Annotated in this window: 29 protein-coding genes; 28 read left to right on the forward strand and 1 reads right to left on the reverse strand. The window is 74.8% G+C overall.

Annotated features, from left to right (window positions below; genetic code table 11):
* The first annotated feature begins 38 nt into the window (after positions 1-38).
* From rplN to glmM, 25 genes are all read left to right on the forward strand, one after another.
* A complete protein-coding gene (gene rplN / locus D5H78_RS16715; protein WP_119951642.1) occupies positions 39-407 on the forward strand; it encodes a 50S ribosomal protein L14 in 369 nt (122 codons plus the stop codon).
* 1 nt (position 408) lies between these two features.
* Positions 409-732: a 50S ribosomal protein L24 gene (rplX, locus tag D5H78_RS16720; RefSeq protein WP_177891313.1), complete on the forward strand. Its 324-nt coding sequence runs from the start codon at positions 409-411 to the stop codon at positions 730-732.
* On the forward strand, positions 732-1313 hold the full coding sequence (gene rplE, locus D5H78_RS16725) for a 50S ribosomal protein L5 (protein WP_119951643.1): 582 nt from the start codon (positions 732-734) through the stop codon (positions 1311-1313). The genes rplX and rplE overlap by 1 nt, the downstream gene beginning before the upstream one ends.
* A gap of 2 nt (positions 1314-1315) precedes the next feature.
* On the forward strand, positions 1316-1501 hold the full coding sequence (locus D5H78_RS16730) for a type Z 30S ribosomal protein S14 (protein ID WP_119951644.1): 186 nt from the start codon (positions 1316-1318) through the stop codon (positions 1499-1501).
* 64 nt (positions 1502-1565) lie between these two features.
* Positions 1566-1964: a 30S ribosomal protein S8 gene (gene rpsH / locus D5H78_RS16735; protein WP_119951645.1), complete on the forward strand. Its 399-nt coding sequence runs from the start codon at positions 1566-1568 to the stop codon at positions 1962-1964.
* A 17-nt stretch (positions 1965-1981) separates the two neighbouring features.
* Positions 1982-2521, forward strand: coding sequence for a 50S ribosomal protein L6 (gene rplF / locus D5H78_RS16740; protein ID WP_119951646.1), 540 nt, complete (start codon positions 1982-1984; stop codon positions 2519-2521).
* Positions 2522-2523: 2 nt separating this feature from the next.
* Positions 2524-2901: a 50S ribosomal protein L18 gene (rplR, locus tag D5H78_RS16745; protein ID WP_119951647.1), complete on the forward strand. Its 378-nt coding sequence runs from the start codon at positions 2524-2526 to the stop codon at positions 2899-2901.
* A 46-nt stretch (positions 2902-2947) separates the two neighbouring features.
* Positions 2948-3571, forward strand: a complete 624-nt coding sequence (gene rpsE / locus D5H78_RS16750) for a 30S ribosomal protein S5 (protein ID WP_119951648.1) — start codon at positions 2948-2950, stop codon at positions 3569-3571.
* Entirely contained in the window at positions 3571-3753 is a 183-nt protein-coding gene (gene rpmD / locus D5H78_RS16755) for a 50S ribosomal protein L30 (protein ID WP_119951649.1), read from the forward strand. The genes rpsE and rpmD overlap by 1 nt, the downstream gene beginning before the upstream one ends.
* A gap of 2 nt (positions 3754-3755) precedes the next feature.
* On the forward strand, positions 3756-4232 hold the full coding sequence (rplO, locus tag D5H78_RS16760; protein ID WP_119951650.1) for a 50S ribosomal protein L15: 477 nt from the start codon (positions 3756-3758) through the stop codon (positions 4230-4232).
* Positions 4233-4523: 291 nt separating this feature from the next.
* A complete protein-coding gene (gene secY, locus D5H78_RS16765) occupies positions 4524-5834 on the forward strand; it encodes a preprotein translocase subunit SecY (RefSeq protein ID WP_119951651.1) in 1311 nt (436 codons plus the stop codon).
* Positions 5834-6505, forward strand: coding sequence for an adenylate kinase (locus D5H78_RS16770; protein ID WP_119951652.1), 672 nt, complete (start codon positions 5834-5836; stop codon positions 6503-6505). Before secY ends, D5H78_RS16770 begins: the two co-directional genes overlap by 1 nt.
* A 4-nt stretch (positions 6506-6509) precedes the next feature.
* Positions 6510-7316 (forward strand): type I methionyl aminopeptidase, encoded by an 807-nt coding sequence (map, locus tag D5H78_RS16775; RefSeq protein WP_218566723.1) that lies wholly within the window; start codon positions 6510-6512, stop codon positions 7314-7316.
* A 341-nt stretch (positions 7317-7657) separates the two neighbouring features.
* Positions 7658-7771: a 50S ribosomal protein L36 gene (rpmJ, locus tag D5H78_RS16780; protein WP_119951654.1), complete on the forward strand. Its 114-nt coding sequence runs from the start codon at positions 7658-7660 to the stop codon at positions 7769-7771.
* A 194-nt stretch (positions 7772-7965) separates the two neighbouring features.
* Complete coding sequence (gene rpsM / locus D5H78_RS16785; protein ID WP_119951655.1) at positions 7966-8346, forward strand: 30S ribosomal protein S13; 381 nt, start codon at positions 7966-7968, stop codon at positions 8344-8346.
* 53 nt (positions 8347-8399) lie between these two features.
* The gene (gene rpsK, locus D5H78_RS16790) at positions 8400-8804 is read left to right on the forward strand and encodes a 30S ribosomal protein S11 (protein WP_119951656.1); all 405 of its coding nucleotides are present in this window, start codon (positions 8400-8402) and stop codon (positions 8802-8804) included.
* 19 nt (positions 8805-8823) lie between these two features.
* Positions 8824-9450, forward strand: a complete 627-nt coding sequence (rpsD, locus tag D5H78_RS16795; RefSeq protein ID WP_119951657.1) for a 30S ribosomal protein S4 — start codon at positions 8824-8826, stop codon at positions 9448-9450.
* 100 nt (positions 9451-9550) lie between these two features.
* Positions 9551-10585: a DNA-directed RNA polymerase subunit alpha gene (locus D5H78_RS16800; protein WP_119951658.1), complete on the forward strand. Its 1035-nt coding sequence runs from the start codon at positions 9551-9553 to the stop codon at positions 10583-10585.
* A 110-nt stretch (positions 10586-10695) separates the two neighbouring features.
* Positions 10696-11376, forward strand: a complete 681-nt coding sequence (rplQ, locus tag D5H78_RS20340) for a 50S ribosomal protein L17 (protein WP_119951659.1) — start codon at positions 10696-10698, stop codon at positions 11374-11376.
* 50 nt (positions 11377-11426) lie between these two features.
* Entirely contained in the window at positions 11427-12284 is an 858-nt protein-coding gene (gene truA, locus D5H78_RS16810) for a tRNA pseudouridine(38-40) synthase TruA (RefSeq protein WP_218566724.1), read from the forward strand.
* A 166-nt stretch (positions 12285-12450) separates the two neighbouring features.
* Complete coding sequence (locus D5H78_RS20505) at positions 12451-14085, forward strand: ATP-binding cassette domain-containing protein (RefSeq protein WP_177891316.1); 1635 nt, start codon at positions 12451-12453, stop codon at positions 14083-14085.
* 141 nt (positions 14086-14226) lie between these two features.
* Positions 14227-17640, forward strand: a complete 3414-nt coding sequence (locus tag D5H78_RS16820) for an alpha-amylase family glycosyl hydrolase (RefSeq protein WP_119951661.1) — start codon at positions 14227-14229, stop codon at positions 17638-17640.
* A 207-nt stretch (positions 17641-17847) separates the two neighbouring features.
* Complete coding sequence (gene rplM, locus D5H78_RS16825; RefSeq protein WP_119951662.1) at positions 17848-18291, forward strand: 50S ribosomal protein L13; 444 nt, start codon at positions 17848-17850, stop codon at positions 18289-18291.
* Positions 18292-18438: 147 nt separating this feature from the next.
* Positions 18439-18855: a 30S ribosomal protein S9 gene (gene rpsI / locus D5H78_RS16830; RefSeq protein ID WP_218566731.1), complete on the forward strand. Its 417-nt coding sequence runs from the start codon at positions 18439-18441 to the stop codon at positions 18853-18855.
* 167 nt (positions 18856-19022) lie between these two features.
* Positions 19023-20369 (forward strand): phosphoglucosamine mutase, encoded by a 1347-nt coding sequence (glmM, locus tag D5H78_RS16835; protein WP_119951664.1) that lies wholly within the window; start codon positions 19023-19025, stop codon positions 20367-20369.
* Between the two features lie 129 nt (positions 20370-20498).
* Here glmM and D5H78_RS16840 read toward each other — a convergent pair whose 3' ends face one another.
* Entirely contained in the window at positions 20499-21593 is a 1095-nt protein-coding gene (locus tag D5H78_RS16840; RefSeq protein WP_119951665.1) for a hypothetical protein, read from the reverse strand.
* A gap of 98 nt (positions 21594-21691) precedes the next feature.
* On the opposite strand from D5H78_RS16840, the gene glmS reads away from it, so the two are divergent.
* The 3 genes from glmS (at position 21692) to D5H78_RS16855 (ending at position 26392) form a co-directional block, all read left to right on the forward strand.
* Positions 21692-23542: a glutamine--fructose-6-phosphate transaminase (isomerizing) gene (gene glmS, locus D5H78_RS16845; RefSeq protein ID WP_119951666.1), complete on the forward strand. Its 1851-nt coding sequence runs from the start codon at positions 21692-21694 to the stop codon at positions 23540-23542.
* 2 nt (positions 23543-23544) lie between these two features.
* Positions 23545-23919 (forward strand): hypothetical protein, encoded by a 375-nt coding sequence (locus tag D5H78_RS16850; protein WP_119951667.1) that lies wholly within the window; start codon positions 23545-23547, stop codon positions 23917-23919.
* Between the two features lie 214 nt (positions 23920-24133).
* Positions 24134-26392 carry an MMPL family transporter gene (locus tag D5H78_RS16855; RefSeq protein ID WP_218566725.1) on the forward strand — a complete coding sequence of 753 codons (2259 nt, stop codon included), beginning with the start codon at positions 24134-24136 and terminating at the stop codon, positions 26390-26392.
* Positions 26393-26444 lie beyond the last annotated feature (52 nt).

Raw genomic sequence — 26444 nt, forward strand, 5'->3', positions numbered from 1 at the left:
CGAGCGCGAGAACCGGCGCGACGACAGGAGACAGTGAAGTGATCCAGCAGGAGTCGCGGCTGCGCGTCGCCGACAACACGGGTGCCAAGGAGCTGCTGTGCATCCGCGTGCTCGGCGGCTCCGGGCGCCGCTACGCCGGCATCGGTGACGTCATCGTGGCGACCGTCAAGGACGCCATCCCGGGCGGCACCGTGAAGAAGGGCGACGTGGTCAAGGCCGTCGTCGTCCGCACCGTCAAGGAGCGTCGTCGTCCCGACGGCTCCTACATCCGCTTCGACGAGAACGCGGCGGTCATCGTCAAGGACGGCGGGGACCCCCGCGGCACGCGCATCTTCGGCCCGGTCGGGCGCGAGCTGCGCGACAAGCGCTTCATGCGCATCATCTCGCTGGCTCCGGAGGTGCTCTGACATGGCCGGTCTGCACGTGCGCAAGGGTGACCTCGTCGAGGTCATCAGCGGCAAGGACAAGGGTCTGCAGGGGAAGGTCATCGCGGCCTACCCGGACCGCGAGAAGGTGCTCGTCGAGGGCGTCAACCGCATCAAGAAGCACACGAAGGCCGGGCAGGGCGCCGGCGGCGGTGCCGGTGGCATCGTCACGCAGGAGGCCCCGGTCCACGTGAGCAACGTGATGCTCGTCGACCCCTCGGACGGCAAGCGCACCCGCGTCGGCACCCGCGTGGACGAGAACGGCCAGAAGGTCCGCGTCTCGAAGCGGACCGGTAAGGACATCTGATGAGCACCACCACCGAGACCGCGGCCCCCGAGCGGGTGCAGCCGCGCCTGAAGACCCGGTACCGCTCGGAGATCCAGGCGGCCCTGCGCGAGCAGTTCGGCTACGCGAACGTCATGCAGGTGCCGGGCGTCACGAAGATCGTCGTGAACATGGGCGTCGGGGACGCGGCGCGCGACTCCAAGCTCATCGAGGGCGCGGTCCGCGACCTCACCGCGATCACCGGCCAGAAGCCGGCCGTGACCAAGGCCCGCAAGTCCATCGCGCAGTTCAAGCTGCGCGAGGGCCAGCCGATCGGCGCGCACGTCACGCTGCGCGGCGACCGGATGTGGGAGTTCCTCGACCGGCTGCTGTCGCTCGCGCTGCCGCGCATCCGCGACTTCCGCGGCCTGTCGCCCAAGCAGTTCGACGGGCGGGGCAACTACACCTTCGGGCTCACCGAGCAGGCGATGTTCCACGAGATCGACCAGGACAAGGTCGACCGGGTCCGCGGCATGGACATCACGGTCGTGACGACCGCCCAGACCGACGACGAGGGCCGCGCCCTGCTGCGCCACCTCGGCTTCCCGTTCAAGGAGTCCTGACCGTGGCCAAGAAGGCGCTGATCAACAAGTCGCTGCGCAAGCCGAAGTTCGGCGTGCGCGCCTACACCCGGTGCCAGCGCTGCGGGCGGCCGCACTCCGTCTTCCGCAAGTTCGGCCTGTGCCGGATCTGCCTGCGGGAGATGGCCCACCGCGGCGAGCTCCCCGGCGTCACCAAGAGCAGCTGGTAACCACCGCTCCAGTCGCCGCAGGCCCCCCAGGGGGAACCACGGCGGGAAGGGCCTCGAGGCTCCCATGACCATGACCGACCCGATCGCAGACATGCTCACCCGTCTGCGCAACGCGAACTCGGCGTACCACGACACCGTGGCGATGCCGTACAGCAAGCTCAAGAGCCACATCGCCGAGATCCTCCAGCAGGAGGGCTACATCGCGGGGTGGAGCGTCCAGGACGCCGAGGTGGGCCAGACGCTCGTCCTGCGCCTGAAGTTCGGCCCGAACCGCGAGCGCTCGATCGCCGGCGTGCGGCGCGTGTCCAAGCCGGGCCTGCGCGTCTACGCGAAGTCCACGGCGCTGCCGAAGGTCCTCGGCGGCCTCGGCGTGGCCATCATCTCGACGTCCGGCGGGCTGCTGACCGACCGCCAGGCGAACAAGAAGGGCGTGGGCGGGGAAGTCCTCGCCTACGTCTGGTAAGGGGAGGGAGGAACAGCATGTCGCGCATCGGACGCCTTCCCATCCCCGTGCCCGCGGGCGTGCAGGTGGACATCGACGGCCGCGCCGTCACCGTCACCGGGCCCAAGGGGACGCTCAACCACACCGTGCCGTCGCCGCTGGAGATCACCCGCGGCGAGGACGGCACGCTCACCGTGACCCGTCCCTCGGACGAGAACACGGTGCGGGCCCTGCACGGGCTCACCCGCACGCTCGTGGCCAACATGGTCGCGGGCGTGACCGAGGGCTACCGCAAGACGCTCGAGATCGTCGGCGTCGGCTACCGCGTCCAGGCGCGGGGGACCAGCCTGGAGTTCGCGCTCGGCTTCAGCCACCCGGTGGTCATCGACCCGCCGGAGGGCATCGCCTTCACCGTCGAGGCCCCGACGCGCTTCGTCGTGTCCGGCATCGACAAGCAGAAGGTCGGCGAGGTCGCGGCGAACATCCGCAAGCTGCGCAAGCCCGACCCGTACAAGGGCAAGGGCGTGCGCTACCAGGGCGAGGTCATCCGCCGCAAGGTCGGGAAGGCTGGTAAGTAGTCATGGCGATCTCCGTCAAGATCCGCCGCGGCGCCAAGAGCGTCGCGCGCGCCCGCCGTCACGTCCGGGTCCGCAAGAAGGTCACCGGCACCCCGGCCCGCCCCCGCCTCGTGGTCACCCGCTCGTCGCGGCACGTCTTCGTGCAGGTCGTCGACGACAGCGCCGGCCGCACGCTGGCCTCGGCCTCCACCATGGAGGCGGACCTGCGCGCGCACGAGGGCGACAAGACCGCCAAGGCCCGCCGCGTGGGCGAGCTCGTCGCCGAGCGCGCCAAGGCCGCCGGCGTCGCGGCGGTCGTGTTCGACCGCGGCGGGAACAAGTACCACGGCCGGGTGGCCGCTGTCGCCGACGGCGCCCGCGAGGGGGGCCTCGAGCTGTGAGGACCCCCAGCACCCGACCGTCCACGACGAGGAAGAGGGACTTCTGATGGCTGGACCCCAGCGCCGCGGAGGCGGCACGGGCGGGACCGGCGCCGCCGGCGGCGACCGCCGCGACCGTCGCGACCGCGACCGCCGCGGAGACAGCGGCGCCGACAAGACCGCGTACGTCGAGCGCGTCGTGGCCATCAACCGCGTGGCCAAGGTCGTCAAGGGCGGCCGGCGGTTCAGCTTCACCGCCCTCGTCATCGTCGGCGACGGCGACGGCACGGTGGGCGTCGGCTACGGCAAGGCCAAGGAGGTGCCGGCCGCCATCGCCAAGGGCGTGGAGGAGGCCAAGAAGCACTTCTTCAAGGTCCCTCGCATCCAGGGCACCATCCCGCACCTGGTGCAGGGCGAGGCCGCCGCGGGCGTCGTGCTCCTCAAGCCGGCGTCCCCGGGTACCGGTGTCATCGCCGGTGGCCCGGTGCGCGCCGTCCTGGAGTGCGCCGGCATCCACGACGTGCTGTCGAAGTCGCTCGGCTCGTCGAACCCGATCAACATCGTCCACGCGACGGTGGCCGCCCTGCGCGGCCTCGAGCGCCCCGAGGCGGTGGCCGCGCGCCGCGGCCTGCCGCTCGAGGACGTCGCGCCGGCGGCGCTGCTGCGCGCCCGTGCCGGGGTGGGTGCCTGATGGCCCGCCTCAAGGTCACGCAGCTGAAGTCGGAGATCGGCGGCAAGCAGAACCAGCGGGACACCCTGCGCACCCTCGGCCTGCGCCGCATCGGCGACGTCGTCGTCCGCGACGACCGGCCCGAGGTCCGCGGGATGGTGAGGACCGTGGCCCACCTGGTCGCGGTCGAGGAGGTCGACTGACGATGGCTGACGAGACGCAGAGCGGCCAGCCGAAGACGCACGCGCTCAAGGTCCACCACCTGCGCCCGGCGCCGGGGGCGAAGACCGCCCGCACGCGCGTCGGCCGCGGCGAGGGGTCCAAGGGCAAGACCGCGGGCCGCGGCACCAAGGGCACCAAGGCCCGCTACCAGGTGCCCGGGGCCTTCGAGGGCGGGCAGATGCCGCTGCACATGCGGCTGCCCAAGCTCCGCGGCTTCAAGAACCCGTTCCGCACCGAGTACCAGGTCGTGAACCTCGACAAGCTCGCCGCGCTCTACCCCGAGGGCGGCGAGGTCACGGTCGAGGACCTCGTGGCCAAGGGCGCGGTCCGCAAGGGCCAGCCGGTCAAGGTGCTCGGTACCGGCGACGTCACCGTCGCCCTGACCGTCGCGGTCGACGCCGTCTCGGCGTCCGCCCGCGACAAGATCGCCGCGGCCGGCGGGAGCACCACCGCCCGCTGAGCCGCACCCGCAGCCCGCGGCGCCCCCACGAGGGGCGCCGCGGGCTGCGGCGCACCACCCCCCGGCGCACCACCCCCCGGCGCACCACCCCCGGCGCACCACCCGGCGCGCGGCGCAGCGCGGCCCGGGGGACGGCCCCGGCCCCGGGCGCGACGGAGCCCGACGGGGCCCGGGGTGGCGCGCCGTACTGTTATCGTCGCAACTCGGCCGGGCGTCCGCCCGGGGACCACCGCACCAACGCTGACCAGGCGGTGCCGGCACGAGCGCCGGCCGCACCGCGCAGGAGGACACGTGCTCACCGCGTTCGCCCGGGCCTTCAGGACGCCCGACCTGCGCAAGAAGATCTTCTTCACCATGGGGATCGTGGCGCTGTTCCGCCTCGGCTCGCAGGTGCCGACGCCGGGCGTCTCCTACGAGACGGTCCAGCAGTGCCTCGACGCCGCCGGCACGACCGGCGGCAGCGCGTTCCAGCTCGTCAACCTCTTCAGCGGCGGGGCGCTGCTGCAGCTGTCCGTCTTCGCGCTCGGGATCATGCCGTACATCACGGCGAGCATCATCGTGCAGCTGCTGACGGTGGTGATCCCGCGCTTCGAGACCCTCAAGAAGGAGGGCCAGAGCGGCACCGCGAAGCTCACGCAGTACACGCGCTACATGACCATCGGCCTGGCCGTGCTGCAGGCGACGGGCATCATCGCCCTCGCGCGCCAGCCAGGCGGGCTCATCCCGAACTGCCCGCAGCCGCTCATCCCCGACGACTCGCTGTTCACCATCGTCGTCATGGTCTTCACGATGACCGCGGGCACCTCGGTGATCATGTGGTTCGGCGAGCTCATCACCGACCGCGGCGTCGGCAACGGCATGTCGCTGCTGATCTTCACCTCGATCGCGGCCGGGTTCCCGACCTCGCTGTGGCAGATCCGCATCCAGAGCGGCTGGGACGTCTTCGCGATCGTCATCGCCATCGGCCTGGTCATCGTCGCGCTCGTCGTCTTCATCGAGCAGGGCCAGCGCCGGATCCCGGTGCAGTACGCCAAGCGGATGGTCGGGCGCCGGATGTACGGCGGCACCTCGACGTACATCCCGATCAAGGTCAACCAGGCCGGCGTCATCCCGGTCATCTTCGCCTCGTCGCTGCTCTACCTGCCCTCGCTGGCGGTGCAGCTCGCCGACCGGACGAACCCGCCGGGCTGGGCGGAGTGGGTCAACCGCTACCTCGTGTCGGGGACCCACTGGTCGTACATGCTGACGTTCTTCCTGCTCATCATCTTCTTCGCGTACTTCTACGTGTCGATCACGTTCAACCCGACCGAGATCGCCGACAACATGAAGCGCTACGGCGGCTTCATCCCCGGCATCCGGGCGGGCCGGCCGACGGCGGAGTACCTCGACTACGTGCTCTCCCGGATCACCCTCCCGGGGGCGCTCTACCTCGGCATCATCGCGCTGCTGCCGATCATCGCGTTCGCCCTCATCGGCGCGAACCAGCAGACCTTCCCCTTCGGCGGCACGAGCATCCTGATCATGGTCGGCGTCGGGCTGGAGACCGTGAAGCAGCTGGAGAGCCAGCTCCAGCAGCGCAACTACGAGGGGTTCCTCCGCTAGTGCGTCTCGTCCTCGTGGGGCCGCCCGGTGCCGGCAAGGGCACCCAGGCCGCCTTCATCGCCGACCGCTTCGGGGTGCCGAAGATCAGCACCGGCGACATCTTCCGCGCCAACGTGAGCCAGGGGACGCCCCTCGGCCAGGAGGCGAAGAAGTACATGGACGCCGGTGACCTCGTCCCGGACGAGGTCACGATCGCCATGGTGCGCGACCGGCTCGCCCAGGACGACGCGGCCGAGGGCTTCCTGCTCGACGGCTTCCCGCGCAACGTCCACCAGGCGGCCGTCCTCGACGACATCCTCACCGAGCTCGGGGCCCGGCTCGACGTGGTGCTCGAGCTGGCGGTCGACGACGAGGAGGTCGTGCGCCGGCTCTCCGGGCGGCGCACCTGCCGCTCCTGCGGGCACGTCTGGCACCTGGAGTTCGACCCGCCGTCCGCGGAGGGCGTCTGCGACGCCTGCGGCGGGGAGCTGTTCCAGCGCGACGACGACCGGGCCGAGACCGTCCGGCACCGGCTGCACGTGTACGCCGAGCAGACCGCCCCGCTCGTCGGCTACTACGGCGAGCGCGGGCTCGTCGAGGAGGTCGACGCCCTCGGGCCGGTGGCCGAGGTGACCGAGCGGGCCGTCGCGGCCCTGGAGCGGGCGGCGGGGCGTGTGGCGCCGGAGGCGTGAGCGCGTGATCGAGCTCAAGTCGCCCGAGGAGGTCGCGCGGATGCGCGCCGCCGGGCTGCTGGTCGGCGAGACCCTCCAGCTGCTGCGCGGGGCCGTGGCCCCCGGCGTCACGACGGCCGAGCTGGACGCCCTCGCCGAGGAGCACATCCGCTCGGGCGGCGGCGTCCCCTCGTTCAAGGGCTACCACGGCTTCCCGGCCACGATCTGCGCCTCGGTCAACGACGAGGTCGTGCACGGCATCCCCGGCCCGCGCGCCCTGCGCGACGGCGACGTGGTGAGCATCGACTGCGGCGCGATCGTCGAGGGCTGGCACGGCGACTCCGCCGTGACGGTGCCGGTCGGCGCCGTGGGGGAGGAGCTGGCGCGCCTGCTCGCGGTCTGCGAGGAGGCGATGTGGCGCGGCATGGCGGCCGCGCGCCTCGGCGGGACGGTGTCCGACATCGGCGGCGCCATCGAGGCCTTCGTCCGCGCCCAGGGCGAGTACGGGCTCGTCCAGGAGTACGTCGGGCACGGCATCGGCACCGCGATGCACCAGGAGCCGCAGGTGCCGAACTACGCCCACTCGGCGCGGCGCAGCCCGCGGATCGTCGAGGGCATGGTGCTGGCCGTCGAGCCCATGCTCAACCTCGGCACCCGGCACACCCGCCTGCTCGAGGACGGCTGGACGGTGGTCACCGCCGACGGCGCGCGCTCGGCGCACTTCGAGCACACGTTCACCGTGACCGCCGAGGGCCCGCGCGTGCTCACCGCGCTCGACGGCGGCGCCGCCGGCCTCGCGGCGGTCGGTGCGAGCGCCGCCGCGCGCCCCTGACGCCCCGGGCCCCTGACGCCCCGGGCCCCTGACGCCCCGGGCCCCTGACGCCCCGGGCCCCTGACGCCCCTGACGCCCCGGGCCCCTGGCGCCCTGGGCGCAGTCGCCCTGCGGGCCCGCCCGGGCGCGATTTCGCCCAGCGGCGCGGGTCGGGTAGCCTAGTGCGTCGGCTCACGAGCAGCCTCGGTCCCGCGTGCCCAGCGGCTGGCACGGCACGGGGGACCGCCGTCAGGCGCGTGGGCCAGCAGCGGTGCGCCCTCGCGGGCGTCGCCGGGCCGCGACGACACCGTCGAGCGCTCCTCCCCGGGGCGGTCGACGACTGCCAACCCGAGGGACGAGCGATGAAGGTCAAGCCGAGCGTCAAGCCGATCTGCGACAAGTGCAAGGTGATCCGCCGGCACGGTCGCGTCATGGTGATCTGCGACAACCTGCGCCACAAGCAGCGCCAGGGCTGAGCAGCACCGGGCCCTCGCAGGGCTGACGCACGACACCGCCGCAGCAGCGGCGGGGAGCACGACGAAGCACGCGTACCGCAACGGCCCCCCAGGGGGTCGACCCCCGGACGGAGGCCGGGGCCGCGGGGACCGCACCAGCGGGCCCGGCGGGGGCGGCGCGCAGGACCTCCGACGACGCAAGGAGCACCACCGACATGGCACGCCTCGTCGGCGTCGACCTCCCCCGCGAGAAGCGGGTGGAGATCGCCCTGACCTACATCTACGGCATCGGCCGGACCCGGGCGGTCGAGACGCTCGCCCAGACCGGCATCAGCTCGGACACCCGCGTGCGCGACCTCGACGACGCGCAGCTCGTCGCCCTGCGCGACTGGATCGAGGCCAACTACCGCACGGAGGGCGACCTCCGCCGCGAGGTCGCCGCCGACATCCGCCGCAAGGTCGAGATCGGCAGCTACCAGGGCCTGCGGCACCGCCGCGGCCTGCCGGTGCACGGGCAGCGCACGCACACCAACGCCCGCACCCGCAAGGGCCCGCGCCGCGCCATCGCCGGCAAGAAGAAGCCCGGCAAGAAGTGACGGCCGCGCGCCGCTGCCCCGGAACCACCAAGTCCAGCCAGGAGTCCTGAACCATGCCTCCGAAGAGCCGCCAGGCGGGCGCCAAGAAGGTGCGCCGCAAGGAGAAGAAGAACGTGGCCCACGGCCACGCGCACATCAAGAGCACGTTCAACAACACGATCGTCTCCATCACCGACCCGACGGGTGCCGTCATCGCGTGGGCCTCGGCCGGCCACGTGGGCTTCAAGGGCTCGCGCAAGTCGACGCCGTTCGCCGCGCAGATGGCCGCCGAGTCGGCCGCGCGCCGCGCGCAGGAGCACGGCATGCGCAAGGTCGACGTGTTCGTCAAGGGCCCCGGCTCCGGCCGCGAGACCGCGATCCGGTCGCTGCAGGCGACCGGCCTCGAGGTCGGGTCCATCCAGGACGTCACCCCCGTCCCGCACAACGGCTGCCGTCCGCCGAAGCGGCGTCGGGTCTGAGAAGGAGAACGAGAGCACCATGGCCCGCTACACCGGCCCCGACTGCAAGCGCTGCCGCCGCGAGAAGATGAAGCTCTTCCTCAAGGGCGCGAAGTGCGAGTCCCCGAAGTGCCCGATCGAGATCCGGCCCTACCCGCCGGGCGAGCACGGGCGCGGCCGCACCAAGGACAGCGAGTACCTGCTGCAGAAGCGCGAGAAGCAGAAGTGCGCGCGCATCTACGGCGTCCTCGAGAAGCAGTTCCGCGGCTACTACGAGGAGGCGAACCGCCGCACCGGCAAGACCGGTGAGAACCTGCTGCGCATCCTCGAGAGCCGGCTGGACAACGTCGTGTTCCGCGCGGGCTTCGCGCCGAGCCGCGACGCCGCCCGCCAGCTCGTGCGCCACGGCCACTTCCGGGTGAACGGCCAGAAGGTCGACATCCCGTCGTACCGCGTCACCGAGAACGACATCGTGGACATCCGGCCGAGCTCCGTCGAGCTGGACCCGTTCGTCATCGCCCGCGGCATGGTCGGCGAGCGCCCCGTCCCGGCGTGGCTCGAGGTCCTCCCCTCGACCATGCGCATCCTCGTCCACTCGCTCCCGGCCCGGCAGGTCATCGACACGCCGGTCCAGGAGCAGCTGATCGTCGAGCTCTACTCGAAGTGACCTGACACCGGGCCCGCACCGCACCCCCGCCGGGGTCGCGGGCGGGCCCGGCGTCCCGTTCGCGGCGTCAAATGGTGGGCGCCGCGGGAAGGACAGACCCGTGCTCATCGCACAGCGCCCCACGCTCACCGAGGACGTCGTCACCGACGCCCGCTCCCGGTTCACGATCGAGCCGCTGGAGCCCGGCTTCGGCTACACGCTCGGCAACTCCCTGCGGCGCACGCTCCTGTCGTCGATCCCCGGTGCCTCGGTCACGAGCATCCGCATCGACGGCGTGCTCCACGAGTTCACGACCATCCCCGGGGTGAAGGAGGACGTCACCGACGTCATCCTCAACATCAAGGGCCTCGTGGTCAGCTCCGAGCACGACGAGCCCGTCGTCATGTACCTGCGCAAGCAGGGCCCGGGCACCGTCACCGCCGCGGACATCGCGCCGCCGGCGGGCGTCGAGGTGCACAACCCCGACCTGCACATCGCCACGCTCAACGCCAAGGGCAAGCTCGAGATGGAGCTGACCGTGGAGCGGGGCCGCGGGTACGTGTCGGCGGTCCAGAACAAGCAGGCGGGCCAGGAGATCGGGCGCATCCCGGTCGACTCGATCTACTCGCCGGTCCTCAAGGTGACGTACAAGGTCGAGGCGACCCGCGTCGAGCAGCGCACCGACTTCGACCGGCTCATCGTCGACGTCGAGACCAAGTCCTCGATGCTGCCGCGCGACGCCATGGCCTCGGCGGGCAAGACCCTCGTCGAGCTGTTCGGCCTCGCCCGCGAGCTCAACGTCGACGCCGAGGGCATCGACATGGGCCCGTCCCCGACGGACGCGGCGCTGGCCGCGGACCTCGCGCTGCCCATCGAGGAGCTCGAGCTGACCGTCCGGTCGTACAACTGCCTCAAGCGCGAGGGCATCCACTCGGTCGGCGAGCTCGTCTCGCGCAGCGAGGCCGACCTGCTGGACATCCGCAACTTCGGGGCGAAGTCCATCGACGAGGTGAAGGCCAAGCTCGTCACCATGGGCCTGGCCCTCAAGGACAGCCCGCCCGGGTTCGACCCGAGCGCGGTCGTCGACTCGTACGGCGCCGAGGGCGACGGCGCGGACGACGCCGACCAGTCCTTCGCCGAGGACGAGCAGTACTGACGCCACCGCCGCCCCCGGCACCGCCGGGGGCGGCCCGCCCGCGCGACCCGAGCCCGACCCGCGCCCACCCGACCCGCTGAGGGGTCGGCGGACCCCGAGGAGACCACCCCATGCCCACGCCCACCAAGGGAGCGCGCCTCGGCGGCGGCCCCGCCCACGAGCGGCTGCTGCTCGCCGGCCTGGCGACCGCCCTCTTCGAGCACGGCCGCATCACGACGACCGAGGCCAAGGCCCGCCGGCTGCGCCCGCTCGCCGAGCGGCTCGTCACCAAGGCCAAGCGCGGCGACCTGCACGCGCGCCGGCAGGTCATGTCCGTGATCCGCGACAAGGGCGTGGCGCACGTCCTGTTCGCCGAGATCGGCCCGCGGTACGAGAACCGCCCCGGCGGCTACACCCGCATCACCAAGATCGGCCCCCGCAAGGGCGACAACGCCCCCATGGCGGTCATCGAGCTCGTCGAGCCGCTGACCGTGGCCCAGCAGGCCGTCGGCGAGGCCGAGGCCGCCACCCGGCGCACCGCCGGCGCCACCGCCGCGGGCACCGCCGCCAGCGCGGGCGACGTCGCCACCCCGTCCGAGGTCGCGGTCGACGACCAGGTCGGCGCCAGCGACGAGCCGGGCACCGAGGCCACCGAGGCCACCGAGGCGCCCGCCGCCCCGGTCGCCGAGGGCGAGGGCCCGGACCAGCAGGTGCCCGCCGAGGACCCGGCCGAGGGCTCGACCTCGCCGCAGACCGAGGGCGCCAGCGAGGAGTCGCAGGCCGAGGGCGACGAGGACAAGCCGTCGTCCTGACCGCCTCCCAGCACGACCACGAGCCCACCGCCCCCGAGGGCGGTGGGCTCGTGCGCGTCCGGCTCGACCTCGCGTACGACGGGACGGCCTTCGCCGGCTGGGCCCGCCAGCCCGGCCTGCGCACGGTGCAGGGCGAGCTCGAGGCGGCGCTCACCCGGGTGCTGCGCCTCGACGGGCCGGCGCAGCTCACCGTGGCCGGGCGCACCGACGCGGGCGTGCACGCGCGCGGGCAGGTCGCCCACCTCGACGTGCCGCGGGCGGCGTGGGAGGCGGTCCCCGGCCGCTCGCCGCGCCAACCCGGGGAGGCCCTCGTCCTGCGCCTGGCCGGGACGCTGCCGCCGGACGTGCGGGTGCGCCGCGCGGCCCCGGCCCCGCCCGGCTTCGACGCCCGGTTCGGCGCGGTCTGGCGGCGGTACGCGTACCGGGTCTGCGACGCCCCGCAGGGGCCCGACCCGCTGGTGCGCCACCACGTGCTGCGCCACCCCCGCCCGCTGGACCCCGCGACGATGACCGCCGCCGGCGCGCTGCTGCTCGGCGAGCACGACTTCGCCGCCTTCTGCCGGCGCCGCGAGGGCGCCTCGACGGTGCGGGCGCTGCAGCGCCTGCAGTGGCGACGGGTCGAGGACGGGCCGTACGCGGGCCTGCTCGAGGGCACCGTCGTCGCGGACGCCTTCTGCCACTCGATGGTGCGCGCGCTCGTCGGCGCCCTGCTCGCGGTCGGCGACGGCCGCCGCCCGCCGGACTGGCCGCGCGGGGTCCTGTCCGCGCGCCGCCGCGACCCCGCCGTCACCGTCGTCGGGCCGGAGGGGCTCGTGCTCGAGGAGGTCGGCTACCCGCCCGACGCCGAGCTCGCCGCCCGGGCGGCGCAGACCCGCGCCCGCCGCCCGGACCCGCCGCTCGCCCGTTGACCACGTGAGGCACCCGTACGGGTGCCGGACGAGGCGGGCGAGCCTTGGCCGGCACCCGTACGCCTGCCGCACGTGGTCAACGGGGCAGGGGCGCGGGGGTGCGCGACGCCGACGGCGCGCGGAAACCGGGTGCGCGGGGACCGGGTGCGCCGGGAGGATCGGGGCCATGGGGCACGTGGACGTGGGGGGCGTCGGGTACCGGCTGCCGGACGGGCGGGAGCTGCTGGCCGACGTGTCGTTCCGGGTGGGCGACGGGGCGAAGGTGGCGCTCGTCGGGGCCAACGGGGCGGGCAAGACGACGCTGGTGCGGCTCGTCGCGGGCGACCTGCAGCCGCACGCGGGGCAGGTCGTGCGCAGCGGCGGGCTCGGGGTGATGCGCCAGCTCGTCGGCACCGTCGGCCGGGCCGGCGACGAGGACGGGCCGACGGGGCCCCCGACCGTGCGCGACCTGCTGCTCGGGGCCGCCCCGCCGCGGGTGCAGGCGGCGGCCCGGGCGGTCGACGAGGCCGAGCTGGCGATGATGGAGCGCGACGACGAGCCGACGCAGCTGCGCTACGCGCAGGCGCTCGCGGACTGGGCCGACGCCGGCGGGTACGACGCCGAGGTCCTGTGGGACACCTGCACGGTGGCCGCGCTGGGGGTGCCGTACGAGCGGGCCCAGTGGCGCGCCGCCGCGACGCTGTCCGGCGGGGAGCAGAAGCGGCTCGTGCTCGAGGCGCTGCTGCGCGGGCCGGACGAGGTGCTGCTGCTCGACGAGCCGGACAACTTCCTCGACGTGCCGGGCAAGCGCTGGCTCGAGGAGCAGCTGCGGGCGACGCCGAAGACGGTGCTGTACGTCTCGCACGACCGCGAGCTCCTCGCGCGCACCGCGACCCGCGTCGTCACGGTCGAGGGCGGCACGGCGTGGGTGCACGGCGGCGGGTTCGCGACCTGGCCGCAGGCGCGCCGCGACCGGCACGAGCGGCTGGCGGAGCTGCTGCGGCGCTGGGAGGAGGAGCACGCGCGGCTGCGCGAGCTCGTGCGCACCCTGCAGCAGCAGGCGGCCAACAGCCCCGACATGGCCTCGCGCTACCGGGCCATGCAGACCCGGCTGGCCAAGTTCGAGGCGGCGGGCCCGCCCGAGGCCCCGCCCCCGGAGCAGCGCCTGCGCATGCGCCTGCGCGGCGCGCGCACCGGCAAGCGGGTGGTCGTGTGCGAGCGGCTCGAGCTCACCGGGCTCATGGAGCCGTTCGACCTCGAGGTGCACCAGGGCGAGCGGGTGGCCGTGCTGGGCTCGAACGGGTCGGGCAAGTCGCACCTGCTGCGCCTGCTCGCGGGCGAGCCGGTGGCGCACACCGGGGAGTGGCGGCTCGGCGCCCGGGTGGTGCCGGGGCACTTCGTGCAGACCCACGAGCACCCCGAGCTCCTCGGGCGGACCCTCGTGGAGGTCCTGGAGCGCGAGCACGCGCTGGGCCGCGGCCCGGCGATGTCGGCGCTGCGCCGCTACGAGCTGCACCGGCAGGCCGACCAGGCCTTCGAGTCGCTGTCCGGCGGGCAGCAGGCCCGCCTGCAGGTGCTGCGCCTCGAGCTCGGCGGGGCGACGCTGCTGCTGCTCGACGAGCCGACGGACAACCTCGACGTGGAGTCGGCCGAGGCGCTCGAGGAGGCCCTGGGGGCGTACGAGGGGACGGTGCTGGCGGTGACGCACGACCGCTGGTTCGCCCGCGGCTTCGACCGCTTCCTCGTGCTCGGCGCCGACGGGCGGGTGCGCGAGAGCGCGGAGCCGGTGTGGGACGAGGGGCGGGTGGAGCGGGCCCGCTGACGGTCGCTGCAAGAACCTGCACCCGCTTCGCAGGTTCTTGCTGCAAGCCCCTTCCCAAGCGGGCCGCGGGGTGGCACCGTTCTCGGGACACCACCCAGTGCGGGGCGGCGTACGGCCGTCCCGCCGCCGCCGGAGGACCCCGTGCACCCACCCGCGTCCCGACACCGCCGTCGTCGCGCCCGCAAGACCCTCGCGCCCGCGCTCGCCGCGGGCCTCGTCGCCACCCTCCCCGCCGTCGGCGCGGCCCTGCCCGCCAGCGCCGCGCCGGCCACCGGCGCCCCCGTCCTCGTGGGCAGCCTGCAGTCCGAGCTCGGCTGCGCCCGCGACTGGGACGCCGCCTGCTCCCGCACCCGCCTGCAGCCCGCCGGCGACGGCACGTGGAGCCGGGTGCTCACCGTGCCCAAGGGGACCTGGCGCGTCCAGGTCGCCGACGACGGGGCGCGCTACGCCCCCGACGGCAGCGCGGCGCGCGGCCCCGTGGTCGTCGCCGGCGACGTCCGGCTGCGCTTCACGTACGACGAGGCGACCCGCCGCACCACCGTGGTGCCCGTCGCCCGGGCGGCCGGCGTCACGGCCGCCGACCGCCGCCTGGCCGCCCGCGGCTCCCTGCGCGAGGACCTGACCCGCGAGCGGTTCTACTTCGTCATGGCCGACCGCTTCGAGAACGGCGACCCGTCGAACGACCTCGGCGGGCTGCCCGCGGACCGGCTGCAGAGCGGGTACGACCCCGAGCACCGCGGCTTCTACCACGGCGGCGACATCCGCGGGATCATCGAGCGCCTGGACTACATCCAGGGCATGGGCACGACCGCGATCTGGCTGACGCCGTCGTTCAAGAACAAGCCCGTGCAGGGCCCGCCCGGGCAGGAGAGCGCGGGCTACCACGGCTACTGGATCACCGACTTCACCCAGATCGACCCGCACCTGGGCACGAACGAGGACCTCCGCGAGCTCACCGACGCCGCGCACGCCCGCGGCATGAAGGTCTTCTTCGACATCATCACGAACCACACCGCCGACGTCATCGACTACGCCGAGGGCGAGTACGACTACGTCAGCAAGGAGCAGGTGCCGTACCGGGACGCCTCGGGCGAGGTCTTCGACGACCGCGACGTCGCCGGCAGCGAGGACTTCCCGCCGCTCGACCCGCAGACCTCGTTCCCGTACACGCCGGTCTTCCCGCAGCCGTCCGACGCGACGGTGAAGGTCCCGGCGTGGCTCAACGACCCGACGATGTACCACAACCGCGGCAACGCCCGGTTCGACGGCACCGAGTCCGACGAGTACGGCGACTTCGTCGGCCTCGACGACCTCTTCACGGAGCGGCCCGAGGTCGTCGACGGGATGAGCGAGGTCTACGAGGCGTGGGCCGGCTTCGGCATCGACGGCTTCCGCATCGACACCGTCAAGCACGTCAACATCGAGTTCTGGCAGGAGTTCGCCCCCCGCATCGAGGCCGCGGCCGAGGCGGCCGGGACGCCCGACTTCTTCTCCTTCGGCGAGGTGTACGACGCCGACCCGCGCAAGACGTCCCGGTACACCACCGAGGGCGGTCTGCAGGCGACCCTCGACTTCGGCTTCCAGGCCAGCGCCACGGGCTTCGGGCAGGGGAGGGCGACCACGGGCCTGCGCGACTTCTTCGCCAAGGACGACTGGTACACCGACGCCGACAGCAACGCGTACTCGCTGCCGACGTTCCTCGGGAACCACGACATGGGCCGCATCGGCAAGTTCCTCGCCGACAGCGGCGCGAGCGGCGACGAGCTGCTCGAGCGCGACCGGCTGACCCACGCGCTGATGTACCTGACCCGCGGGCAGCCGGTCGTCTACTACGGCGACGAGCAGGGGTTCGTCGGCGACGGCAACGACCAGCTGGCGCGCCAGGACATGTTCGCCTCGCAGGTCGCCGAGTACAACGACGACGACCTCATCGGCACGGACGCCACGACGGCCGAGGAGAACTTCGACCCGGAGCACCCGCTCTACCGGCACCTGGCCGAGCTGTCGGCGCTGCGCGAGGAGCACCCGACGCTGGCCGACGGCGCCCAGGTGCACCGGTTCGCCAGCGGCGACGCCGGCGTCTACGCGTTCAGCCGGATCAGCGACGCCGACGACGTCGAGCACCTCGTCGCGACGAACAACAGCACGACCGAGCGGACCGTCGTGCTGGACACGTTCAGCGCCGGCATGCGCTTCGACGGGCTCTGGCCGGCCGGCACCGGCGCCGTGACGAGCGACGCCGAGGGGCGGGTCGCCGTCACGGTGCCGCCGCTGTCGGCCGTGGTCTGGAAGGCCTCGGGACCGCTGGCCCCCGCGCGCCGAGCCCCGCAGGTGCAGTTCCGGGCCGAGGCAGGCTCCACGGTCGGCGGGCGCGCCGAGGTCGGGGCCGTCGTCCCCGGCGGCGGGTTCGACCAGGTCTCGTTCGCGTACCGCCGGGCGGGGACCAGTGCCTGGACGCCGCTCGGGACCGACGACAACGCGCCGTACCGGGTGTTCCACGACGTGACCGGCCTGCCGGCCGGCAGCGTGCTGGAGTACCGGGCGGTCCTGCGCGACCACAGCGGGAACTTCTCCGTCGCGCAGTCCAGCCGCTCGGTCGGCGCCCCTGCGCCCGAGCCGGTCGCACCGCGCGTGCCGGTGGCACCGGAGGACCAGCCCGACCGCATCACCGTGCCCGGCGACTTCGGCCAGGAGGTCGGCTGCTCCGGCGACTGGGACCCCGGCTGCACGGCGATCGACCTGCAGCTCGACCCGGCCGACGGCATCTGGAAGGGCACGCTCGACGTGCCCGCCGGCAACTGGGCGTTCAAGGCGGCCGTCGACGGCACGTGGGACGAGAGCTACGGCGCCGGGGGCGGCAGCGGCAACATCGCGCTCGCGGCGCCGGGCGGCCCGGTGACCTTCTTCTACGACCACGCGACGCACGCGGTCGAGACGAGCGCCGGCGGCGGGCCGCGGGTCGTCACCGGCACCTTCCAGGACGAGCTCGGCTGCGCCGCCGACGGCGACGCGGCGTGCCTGCGCTCCTGGCTGCAGGACCTGGACGGCGACCGGACCGCCACCTTCGCCACCACGGGCATCCCCGCCGGGACGTACGAGGCCCGGGTCGGCGACGGCGCGCCGGTGGCCTTCTCCGTCGCGCAGGACGGCCTGGTGACGACGTTCGCGTACGACACGGCGGCCGGCGCCCTGGTGGTCGGCACGTCCGCGCCCGTCGCGGTGCCGGACCTGGCCACGGCGCGGGCGAGCTGGGCGCGGCCGGGCCTCGTGCTGTGGGACCTCGACGCGGCCGGCGCGGACCGGCGCGGCTGGTCGTACCGCCTGCACTGGTCCGAGGCCCCCGGGGGCCTCGCGCTCGACGCCCAGGCGGTCGTCGGCGGCGCGTCGGTGCCGCTCACCGAGGTCGGCGGCCCCGGCGGCGGGGAGCGCGAGCGGCTGCGCCTCGCGCCGGCCGACGCCCGGCGCCTGGCCGGCGCCGCGGCGGGCCAGTGGGCCGTGGCGGCGTACGACGACCTGGGCCGGCTCGTCGACGCGACGGGGCTCGTGCGCCCCTGACGCGCGGGCCCGGCGGCCGGGGCGGGAGGGGGAGCACCCCTCCCGCCCCGGCGCGTTTTGACCGTGGTCGAGGGCGGGCGGTACTGTGGGCAGTCGTTGTGCGCGCCCGCGCCCCGCCCGGCCCTGCCGGTGGCGGCCGGGCCCGCCCCTCCGCGCGGTCCCCGCTGCGGACCGCCCGACCGACCGACGAGAACGAAGGCTACGACCGTGCGCACGTACAGCCCCAAGCCCGGTGACGTCCAGCGCCAGTGGCACGTGATCGACGCCGAGGACGTGGTGCTCGGGCGCCTCGCCTCCCAGGTGGCGGTCCTGCTGCGGGGCAAGCACAAGGCGACGTTCGCCCCGCACGTCGACACGGGCGACTTCGTCGTCGTCGTGAACGCCGGCAAGGTCGCGCTGACCGGCAGCAAGCGCGACCAGAAGATCGCGTACCGCCACTCGGGCTACCCGGGCGGGCTCAAGGCCGTCTCCTACACCGAGCTGCTCGAGAAGGACCCCCGCAAGGCCGTCGAGAAGGCCGTCAAGGGGATGCTCCCGCACAACGCGCTCGGCCGGGCGATGCTCAAGAAGCTCAAGGTCTACGCGGGCCCGGAGCACCCCCACACCGCCCAGCAGCCGGCGCCCTACGAGATCGGCCAGGTCGCGCAGTAAGCGCGGCGGTCCGCACCACCAGCCCCAGCGCCACCGAGCCAGACCCAGCAGGGAGAGCAGTCCGTGTCCACTGACACCAGCGTCGAGCCCTTCGACGCCGTCGACGGCGACGACGCGCCGAGCGAGTACAGCACCGAGAGCGCGCCGCTGGAGTCCGCGCCGCGCCCGGTCGTCACCGTCCCCGGTGCCGCGACCGGCCGCCGCAAGGAGGCCGTCGCCCGCGTGCGCATCGTGCCGGGCACCGGCCAGTGGTCGATCAACGGCCGCAGCCTCGAGGACTACTTCCCGAACAAGGTGCACCAGCAGCTCGTCAACGAGCCGTTCCGCACCCTCGAGCTCGACGGCGCGTACGACGTCATCGTGCGCATCGCCGGCGGCGGCGCCTCCGGGCAGGCCGGCGCGCTGCGCCTGGGCATCGCCCGCTGCCTCAACGGCATCGACGTCGAGGCCAACCGCCCGGCACTGAAGAAGGCCGGCTTCCTCACCCGCGACCCGCGGGTGAAGGAGCGCAAGAAGTACGGTCTGAAGAAGGCCCGCAAGGCGCCCCAGTACAGCAAGCGCTGACGCAGCGCTCCCGCGACGGGAGCACCCGAGCCCCGCGCGCCCGCCCGGCGCGCGGGGCTCGCGCGCGTCCCGGGCCGCCGCCCGGGTCCGCGCCGCCGCCCGTGCGACGATGCGGGCGGTCCGACGAGGCGGGCGGCACGGGCCGCCCGGCGCGAGCGAGGAGTCCCATGGCACGGCTGTTCGGCACCGACGGGGTCCGGGGCCTCGCCAACCGCGACGTCACCGCCGAGCTGGCGCTGGACCTGTCGGTCGCGGCGGCCCACGTGCTCGGCGACCGCGGCGCGTTCGCGGGCCACCGGCCGGTCGCCGTCGTCGGGCGCGACACCCGCGCCTCCGGGGAGTTCCTGGCGGCCGCCGTGACCGCGGGCCTGGCCAGCGCGGGCGTCGACGTGCTCGACGCCGGGGTGCTGCCGACGCCGGGCGTCGCGGCGCTCACCGCCGACCTCGGCGCGGACCTCGGCGTCGTGCTGTCGGCGAGCCACAACCCCATGCCGGACAACGGCATCAAGTTCTTCGCCCGGGGCGGGCACAAGCTGGCCGACGACGTCGAGGACGCCGTCGAGCGGCGCATGCGCGAGCACTGGGACCGCCCGACCGGGTCGGCGGTCGGCCGGGTGCGCCCGTTCCCGGAGGCCACGGCGCGCTACGCCGAGCGCCTGCTCGCGACGCTGCCGCACCGCCTCGACGGGCTGTCGGTCGTCGTGGACGCCGCGCACGGCGCCGCCGCCCGCGTCGCGCCCGAGGTGCTGCGCCGCGCCGGTGCGCAGGTGCACGCCATCGGCGCCGAGCCGGACGGGCTCAACATCAACGACGGGTACGGCTCCACGCACCTGGACCGGCTCCGCGCCGCGGTCCTCGAGCGGGGCGCGCACGCCGGCGTGGCCTTCGACGGGGACGCCGACCGGTGCCTGGCCGTGGACGCCGCCGGCGAGGTCGTCGACGGCGACCAGGTGCTGGCGGTCCTGGCGCTGGGGATGCGCGAGGCGGGGACGCTGCGCGGCGGTGCGGTCGTGGCCACCGTCATGTCCAACCTCGGCTTCCGCCTGGCCATGCAGCGCGAGGGCATCGAGGTCGTCGAGACGGCGGTCGGCGACCGCTACGTGCTCGAGGCCATGCAGGCCGGCGGGTACGCCCTCGGCGGCGAGCAGTCCGGCCACGTCGTGCTGCTCGACCACGCGACCACGGGCGACGGCCTGCTCACCGCCCTGCACCTGCTCGCCCGCCAGGCCGCGACCGGCGCGCCGCTGGCCGAGCTCGCCGGGGTCATGCAGCGCCTGCCGCAGGTGCTGGTCAACGTCCCCGGCGTGGACCGGGCGCGGGTCGGCACCAACGAGCCGGTGCGCCGGGCCGTGGACGCGGCCGACCGCGAGCTCGGCAGCACCGGGCGGGTGCTGCTGCGCCCGTCGGGCACCGAGCCCCTGGTGCGGGTCATGGTCGAGGCCGCGAGCGCCGAGCAGGCCCGCGCGGTGGCCGACCGGCTCGCCGGCGTCGTGCGGGCCGAGCTCGCCCTCTGACCCCGGCGCAGCCCCGGACCGGGCCACGGGGCGTCCGTGCAGGGCGCCCGTGCCGGGCCCGTACCGGGCGCCCGAACCGGGCCCGCGAACCGGGCCCGCGAACCGGGCCCGTGCCGGGCGCCGGTGCCGTCAGGCCCCGCGCGAGGTCGAGCTGCCGTCGGTCGCGTCCGTGACCCCGGCCGCGCCGGTCGCGTCGGGCGCCTCGGCGGCGTCGTCCTCCTCGTCGATGAGCGGCGCCGTGCCCGCGCGCAGGTCCACGTGCTCGGCCTCGCCGACGCGCCCCGCGCCCCCGGCCGGGCGCCCGGCGAGGCGGGCGGCGGTGAGCCGGGCCGAGGCCTCGGCGGCCCGCTCGTAGAGGTAGCGGTCGATCCGGTTGGCCTGGCGCAGGCGCTGGCGCTGCTCGGCGGTCAGCGTCGTGTCGGCCTTGGTGCGGGTGGGGTTGTCGCGCCGCGACTCGGTGTGCAGCGGCTCCCAGCCCATGACGTGGCAGGTGTTGAGGTAGAGCGCCTGCAGGTCGTCGGTCGTTCCGAGGACCGTGACCCGGTCCAGGAAGCGGTCGAGCACGTCGAGCACGTCGCGGGGGCGGTCCTTGAGCGAGGCGCCGGTGCTGGCGATGCGCCCGGTCGGGGTGAGCCCGCCGTCGAACATGATGCGCATCCGCGCGAACATCCATGAGGTCTGCGGGTTGCTCAGGTCCTCGTCGTCCACGCTGTCGACCCACTCGCCGAACGTCATCTCGGCCATGGGGTGCTGCAGCCCCCGGCGCACGACCTCCTGGCGCGTGTACTTGTAGTAGCTGCGCCACCAGGCCATCGGCTCGCGCACCGGCAGCACGGTGACCCAGCGGTCGCGGGGGAAGAGGTAGAGCGGCTCGAGGAAGTTGTGGCCGCTGAAGAGCCGGTAGCCCTTGAGGCTCGAGATGGACCGGTCGGTCCAGTTGTGGTTCCCGGTGCTGAGGAAGGTCTCCTCGCGGGGGACGTGGTCGCGGATCATCGCGCGCAGCGAGGTGCCGCCGGTCTTGGGCACGTGCACGATGAGCATCCGCGGCTCGTCGCCGTGCGAGATGCGCTGCTGCAGCCCCTCGGGCACCCACCCGTCGCGCAGCCGCTGCCGGTCCAGGACCGCGCCCGCCGGGCGGCGCACCCCCTCGACCGGCAGCCGGGCGGGGAGCAGGCCCAGCACGCGGCGGCGGAGGGCGTCACGGGAGGGGAGTCGGCGCTGCACCGGCACATCCTAGGGGCGCCGTGGCGCGCCGCCGGGGCAGCGCGAGGGCGCCCGGCGCGGCGGCGGGGACGCCCGGGGCGCGCGGATACCCTGAGCGCATGTGCGGGATCGTGGGGTACGTGGGCGACCGGGCGGCGCTCGACGTCGTGGTGCAGGGGCTGCGGCGGATGGAGTACCGCGGCTACGACTCCGCCGGGGTGGCGCTCGTCGCCGACGGCGCGCTGGTCGTGCGCCGGCGCGCGGGCAAGCTGGGCAACCTCGTCGCCGCGCTCGAGGAGGAGCCGACGCCGGCGAGCACGACGGGCATCGGGCACACCCGCTGGGCGACCCACGGCGCGCCCAACGACCGCAACGCCCACCCGCACACCGACGAGCGCGGCCGCGTCGCGGTGGTGCACAACGGCATCATCGAGAACTTCGCCCGGCTGCGCGCCGAGCTCGAGGCGCGCGGGCGCACCCTGTCGTCCGACACGGACACCGAGGTCGTGGCGCACCTGCTCGCCGAGGCCCTGCCGGTGTCCGGCGGCGACCTCGCCGAGGCCATGCGCGCGGTGTGCCTGCGCCTGGAAGGCGCCTTCACGCTCGTCGCCACCGTCGCGGACGACCCCGACGTGGTCGTCGGCGCCCGGCGCAACTCGCCCCTGGTGGTCGGGCGCGGCGACGGCGAGAACTTCCTCGCCTCGGACGTGTCGGCCTTCATCGCGCACACCCGCGAGGCGGTGGAGCTCGGGCAGGACCAGGTCGTCGAGCTGCGCCGCGAGGGCATCGCCGTCACCCACTTCGACGGGACGCCGGCGGCGGTGCGGTCGTACCACGTGGACTGGGACGCCTCGGCGGCGGAGAAGGGCGGCTACGCCTGGTTCATGCAGAAGGAGATCGCCGAGCAGCCCCGCGCCCTCGCCGACACCCTGCTGGGCCGCGTCGACGAGTCCGGGCGGCTGTCGCTCGACGAGATGCGCCTGTCCGACGACGAGCTGCGCGAGATCGACAAGATCGTCGTCATCGCGTGCGGCACGGCCTACCACGCCGGGCTCGTCGCCAAGTACGCCATCGAGCACTGGACCCGCATCCCCTGCGAGGTCGAGCTCGCCAGCGAGTTCCGCTACCGCGACCCGATCCTGGACCGGCAGACCCTCGTCGTCGCCGTGTCGCAGTCCGGCGAGACCATGGACCTGCTCATGGCGCTGCGCCACGCGCGCGAGCAGGGGTCGCGGGTCCTGGCGATCTGCAACACCAACGGCTCGACGATCCCGCGCGAGTCCGACGCGGTGCTCTACACGCACGCCGGCCCCGAGGTCGCGGTCGCCTCGACCAAGGGGTTCCTCACCCAGCTCGTCGCCTGCTACCTCGTCGCGCTCTACCTCGGGCAGGTGCGCGGCACGAAGTGGGGCGACGAGGTGACCGCCGTCGTGCGCGACCTGGCGGCGATGCCGGAGAAGGTGGAGAAGGTCCTCGAGGCGATGGAGCCGGTGCGCGAGCTCGCCCGCTCGCTCGTCGACGCCCGCTCGGTCCTCTTCCTCGGCCGGCACGTGGGCTACCCGGTGGCCCTCGAGGGGGCGCTCAAGCTCAAGGAGCTGGCGTACATCCACGCGGAGGGCTTCGCGGCCGGTGAGCTGAAGCACGGTCCCATCGCGCTCATCGAGGACGGCCTGCCCGTCATCGTCGTGGCGCCCTCGCCGCGCGGGCGCTCGCTGCTGCACGACAAGGTCGTGAGCAACATCCAGGAGGTGCGCGCCCGCGGTGCGCGCACCATCGTCATCGCCGAGGAGGGCGACGAGGCGGTCGTGCCCTACGCCGACCACCTCGTGCGGGTGCCGGCCTCGCCGGTCCTGCTGCAGCCGCTGCTGACCACCGTGCCGCTGCAGGAGTTCGCCTGCGAGCTCGCGGCCGCGAAGGGCTTCGACGTGGACCAGCCGCGGAACCTCGCGAAGTCCGTCACCGTCGAGTAGGCGTGGAGGAGACGAGGGCCCGCCGCGTCGTGGACGCGCTGCGCGGGCGCGGGGTGGACGCGCGGCTGGCCCGCCCGGCGACGTACCGCTTCGGGGTCGCCGTGGCGCTGCCCGGCGGGCGCGAGGCGGTGTGGGACACCGACGGCACGGCCGGGCTCGAGGCGCAGGTGCTCGCCGACGGCGTGCTCGTCGGCTTCGTGCCGCACGTCCCCGGGTCCGAGGGCTTCGACGAGCACGAGGTCGTCGCGGCCATCGCGGCCACCGACTACGACCGCCCGGTGGCCACGGTCGCGCGCACGCCCCCGCCGCCCGGCCCGCCGCTGCCGCCGGAGGGCGGGCTCTTCCGGCGCTTCCTCGACGGCTTCCGCTACCGGTAGGCCGACCGGGAGCCGGCCGCCGCACGAGGCCCGCGGCGAGGAGCGGGGGCACGGCTCGGGGGCACGGCTCGGGGGCACGGCTCGGGGACGACCCTGAGACCGGGGTGCGGGACGGGCCAGGGACGCCCCCCGATGCGCGCGGGGCGCCCGCGGCACGAGGTTGGGCAGCGCCCCCCGCACGGGCGGGGGGACCAGACCTCGTACGGAGCACGCCGTGACCACGACGCCCCTCGCCCCGCCGCCCGGACCCGCCGCCCCGCCGCCCGGACCCGCCGCGCCGCCCCCGCCGGGGCGGGCCGGCGGCGTCGTGGCGGTCGCCCGCTGGAGCGCCCGCCACCGCTGGACCGCCCTGCTGCTCTGGGTCGCCTTCGTGGCGGCCGCCGTCGTCGCCGGCAGCGCCGTCCCGGGCCGCCAGCTGGAGGGGGCGGACGGCGCGGTCGGCGCGTCCGCCCCCGCCGACCGCGCCCTGGAGGACGCGGCCTTCGGCGACCTGCCGACCGAGCAGGTGCTCGTCACCCCCCGCGGCGGCGGCGCCGTCGACCCGGCCTCGCCCGACGTCGCCGCGCTCGCCGGTCGGCTGCGGGCGGTCGAGGGCGTGGCCCGGGTCGACGGGCCCGTGCCCGCGCAGGACGGCTCGGCGGTGCTGCTGACCGTCGGGCTGGGCGACGGGCGCGGCGACGCCGCGGAGCAGGTCGAGGCCGCCGAGCCGGTGTCCGCCGCGCTGGCGCAGGCGCTGGCCGGGGCCGCCGAGCGGGCGCCGGACCTGCGGCTGCAGCAGGTGGGCGACGTGACGCTCGGCGCGGCCGTCGACCGGGTCTACGAGGACGACCTGCGCCAGGCGGAGGTCCTGTCGCTGCCGGTGTCGCTGGCGATCCTCGTCGTGGCCTTCGGCGCCCTCCTGGCGGCGGGGGTCCCGCTGCTGCTCGCCCTGTCCGCGGTCGGCGCGGCGATGGGGCTGTCGACGCTCGCCTCGTACCTCGTGCCGTCCACGGACGTCACCGCGTCGGTGATCCTGCTCGTCGGCATGGCCGTCGGCGTCGACTACTCGCTCTTCTACGTCCGCCGCGAGCGCGAGGAGCGCGACCGCGGCGCGTCGGACCGGGACGCGCTGGAGACCGCGGCGGCGACCTCGGGCCGCGCGGTCGTCGTCTCGGGCGTGACGGTCGTCGTCGCCATGGCCGGCATGCTCCTGGCGGGGGAGGCGACCTTCGCCTCGCTCGCGGTCGGCACCATCCTCGTCGTCGCGGTGAGCGTCATCGGGTCGGTCACGGTGCTGCCGGCGCTGCTGGCGCTGCTCGGGCGCCGGGTCGACCGCCCGCGGGTGCCGCTGCTGTGGAGGCTCCAGCGCCGGTCCGCGAACGGCGGCGCCGGGCGGCTGTGGCCGGCGGTGCTGCGCCCGGTGCTCGCCCGCCCGGCGCTCGCGCTGGCCCTCGGGGTCGCGTCGCTGCTCGCCCTCGCCGCGCCCGCGCTCGGGATGCGCCTGTCCAGCCCGGGCCTGGACGACCTGCCGCGCTCGATCCCGGAGCTGCGCGTGCTGGACGACGTCCGCGCCGCCTTCCCCGCCGAGGGCGACGCGCACACGGTCGCGGTGTGGAGCCGGGACGGCGCGGCGCTGGACCGTGCCGCCGTCGACGCCGCGGTGGCCGGGCTGCAGGAGCGGGTCGCCGGCGACGACCGGTTCGCGCCCGGCGGGCTCGCCGCCGAGTACGACGAGGGCGGCGACGTCGCGCGGGTCGACGTGCCGCTGCCGTACCGCGCCGACGACCCGCGGGCCGACGCGACCCTCGAGCTGCTCCGGGAGGACGTCGTGCCGGCGACGCTCGGCGCCGTCGACGGCGCCGAGGCCGCGGTCACCGGCAGCACCGCCTGGAACGTGGACTTCCGGACCCTGCTGGACGAGCGGATGCCGTACGTCGTCGGCTTCGTCCTGCTCCTCACCGTGCTGGTCCTCGTGCTGTCCTTCCGCTCGCTCACCGTCGCCCTCACGGCCGCCGCGCTCAACCTGCTGTCGGTGGCGGCGGCGTACGGGGTGGTGGTGCTCGTCTTCCAGGGCGAGTGGGCCGAGGGCCTGCTCGGCTTCGAGTCCAACGGGGCGGTCGTGACGTGGCTGCCGCTGTTCCTCTTCGTCATCCTCTTCGGGCTGTCGATGGACTACCACGTCTTCGTCGTCAGCCGGATCCGCGAGGGCGTGCGCGCGGGCCTGGGGACCCGGGAGGCGGTGGCGCACGGCATCACCCGCTCCGCCGGCGTCGTGACGAGCGCGGCGGCGGTGATGGTCGCGGTGTTCGCCATCTTCGCGAGCCTCACGGCGCTGGACTTCAAGCAGCTCGGCGTGGGCCTGGCGGCGGCCATCCTCATCGACGCCACCGTCGTGCGGGCGGTGCTGCTGCCCTCGGCGATGGCCCTGCTCGGGGAGCGCAACTGGTGGCTCCCGCGCCCGCTGCACCGCCTCCCCGACCTCGGGCACGGCTGAGCGGCGCCCGGCCGGGGGCCCGCCGCGGGGGACACGCCTCCCGCGGCGGGCA

Origin of the sequence: Vallicoccus soli (genome assembly GCF_003594885.1) — a bacterium.
GTDB classification, from domain to species: Bacteria; Actinomycetota; Actinomycetes; order Motilibacterales; family Motilibacteraceae; genus Vallicoccus; species Vallicoccus soli.

Coding starts and splice junctions, on each gene's coding strand:
- rplO (WP_119951650.1), top strand. CDS start 3,756: ATGGCTGACGAGACGCAGAGCGGCCAGCCGAAGACGCACGCGCTCAAG.
- D5H78_RS20505 (WP_177891316.1), top strand. CDS start 12,451: ATGGGGCACGTGGACGTGGGGGGCGTCGGGTACCGGCTGCCGGACGGG.
- rpsM (WP_119951655.1), top strand. CDS start 7,966: ATGGCACGCCTCGTCGGCGTCGACCTCCCCCGCGAGAAGCGGGTGGAG.
- rplE (WP_119951643.1), top strand. CDS start 732: ATGAGCACCACCACCGAGACCGCGGCCCCCGAGCGGGTGCAGCCGCGC.
- rplQ (WP_119951659.1), top strand. CDS start 10,696: ATGCCCACGCCCACCAAGGGAGCGCGCCTCGGCGGCGGCCCCGCCCAC.
- rpsE (WP_119951648.1), top strand. CDS start 2,948: ATGGCTGGACCCCAGCGCCGCGGAGGCGGCACGGGCGGGACCGGCGCC.
- rpmJ (WP_119951654.1), top strand. CDS start 7,658: ATGAAGGTCAAGCCGAGCGTCAAGCCGATCTGCGACAAGTGCAAGGTG.
- rpmD (WP_119951649.1), top strand. CDS start 3,571: ATGGCCCGCCTCAAGGTCACGCAGCTGAAGTCGGAGATCGGCGGCAAG.
- rplF (WP_119951646.1), top strand. CDS start 1,982: ATGTCGCGCATCGGACGCCTTCCCATCCCCGTGCCCGCGGGCGTGCAG.
- glmM (WP_119951664.1), top strand. CDS start 19,023: ATGGCACGGCTGTTCGGCACCGACGGGGTCCGGGGCCTCGCCAACCGC.
- rpsH (WP_119951645.1), top strand. CDS start 1,566: ATGACCATGACCGACCCGATCGCAGACATGCTCACCCGTCTGCGCAAC.
- rplR (WP_119951647.1), top strand. CDS start 2,524: ATGGCGATCTCCGTCAAGATCCGCCGCGGCGCCAAGAGCGTCGCGCGC.
- rpsD (WP_119951657.1), top strand. CDS start 8,824: ATGGCCCGCTACACCGGCCCCGACTGCAAGCGCTGCCGCCGCGAGAAG.
- rpsK (WP_119951656.1), top strand. CDS start 8,400: ATGCCTCCGAAGAGCCGCCAGGCGGGCGCCAAGAAGGTGCGCCGCAAG.
- rplX (WP_177891313.1), top strand. CDS start 409: ATGGCCGGTCTGCACGTGCGCAAGGGTGACCTCGTCGAGGTCATCAGC.
- glmS (WP_119951666.1), top strand. CDS start 21,692: ATGTGCGGGATCGTGGGGTACGTGGGCGACCGGGCGGCGCTCGACGTC.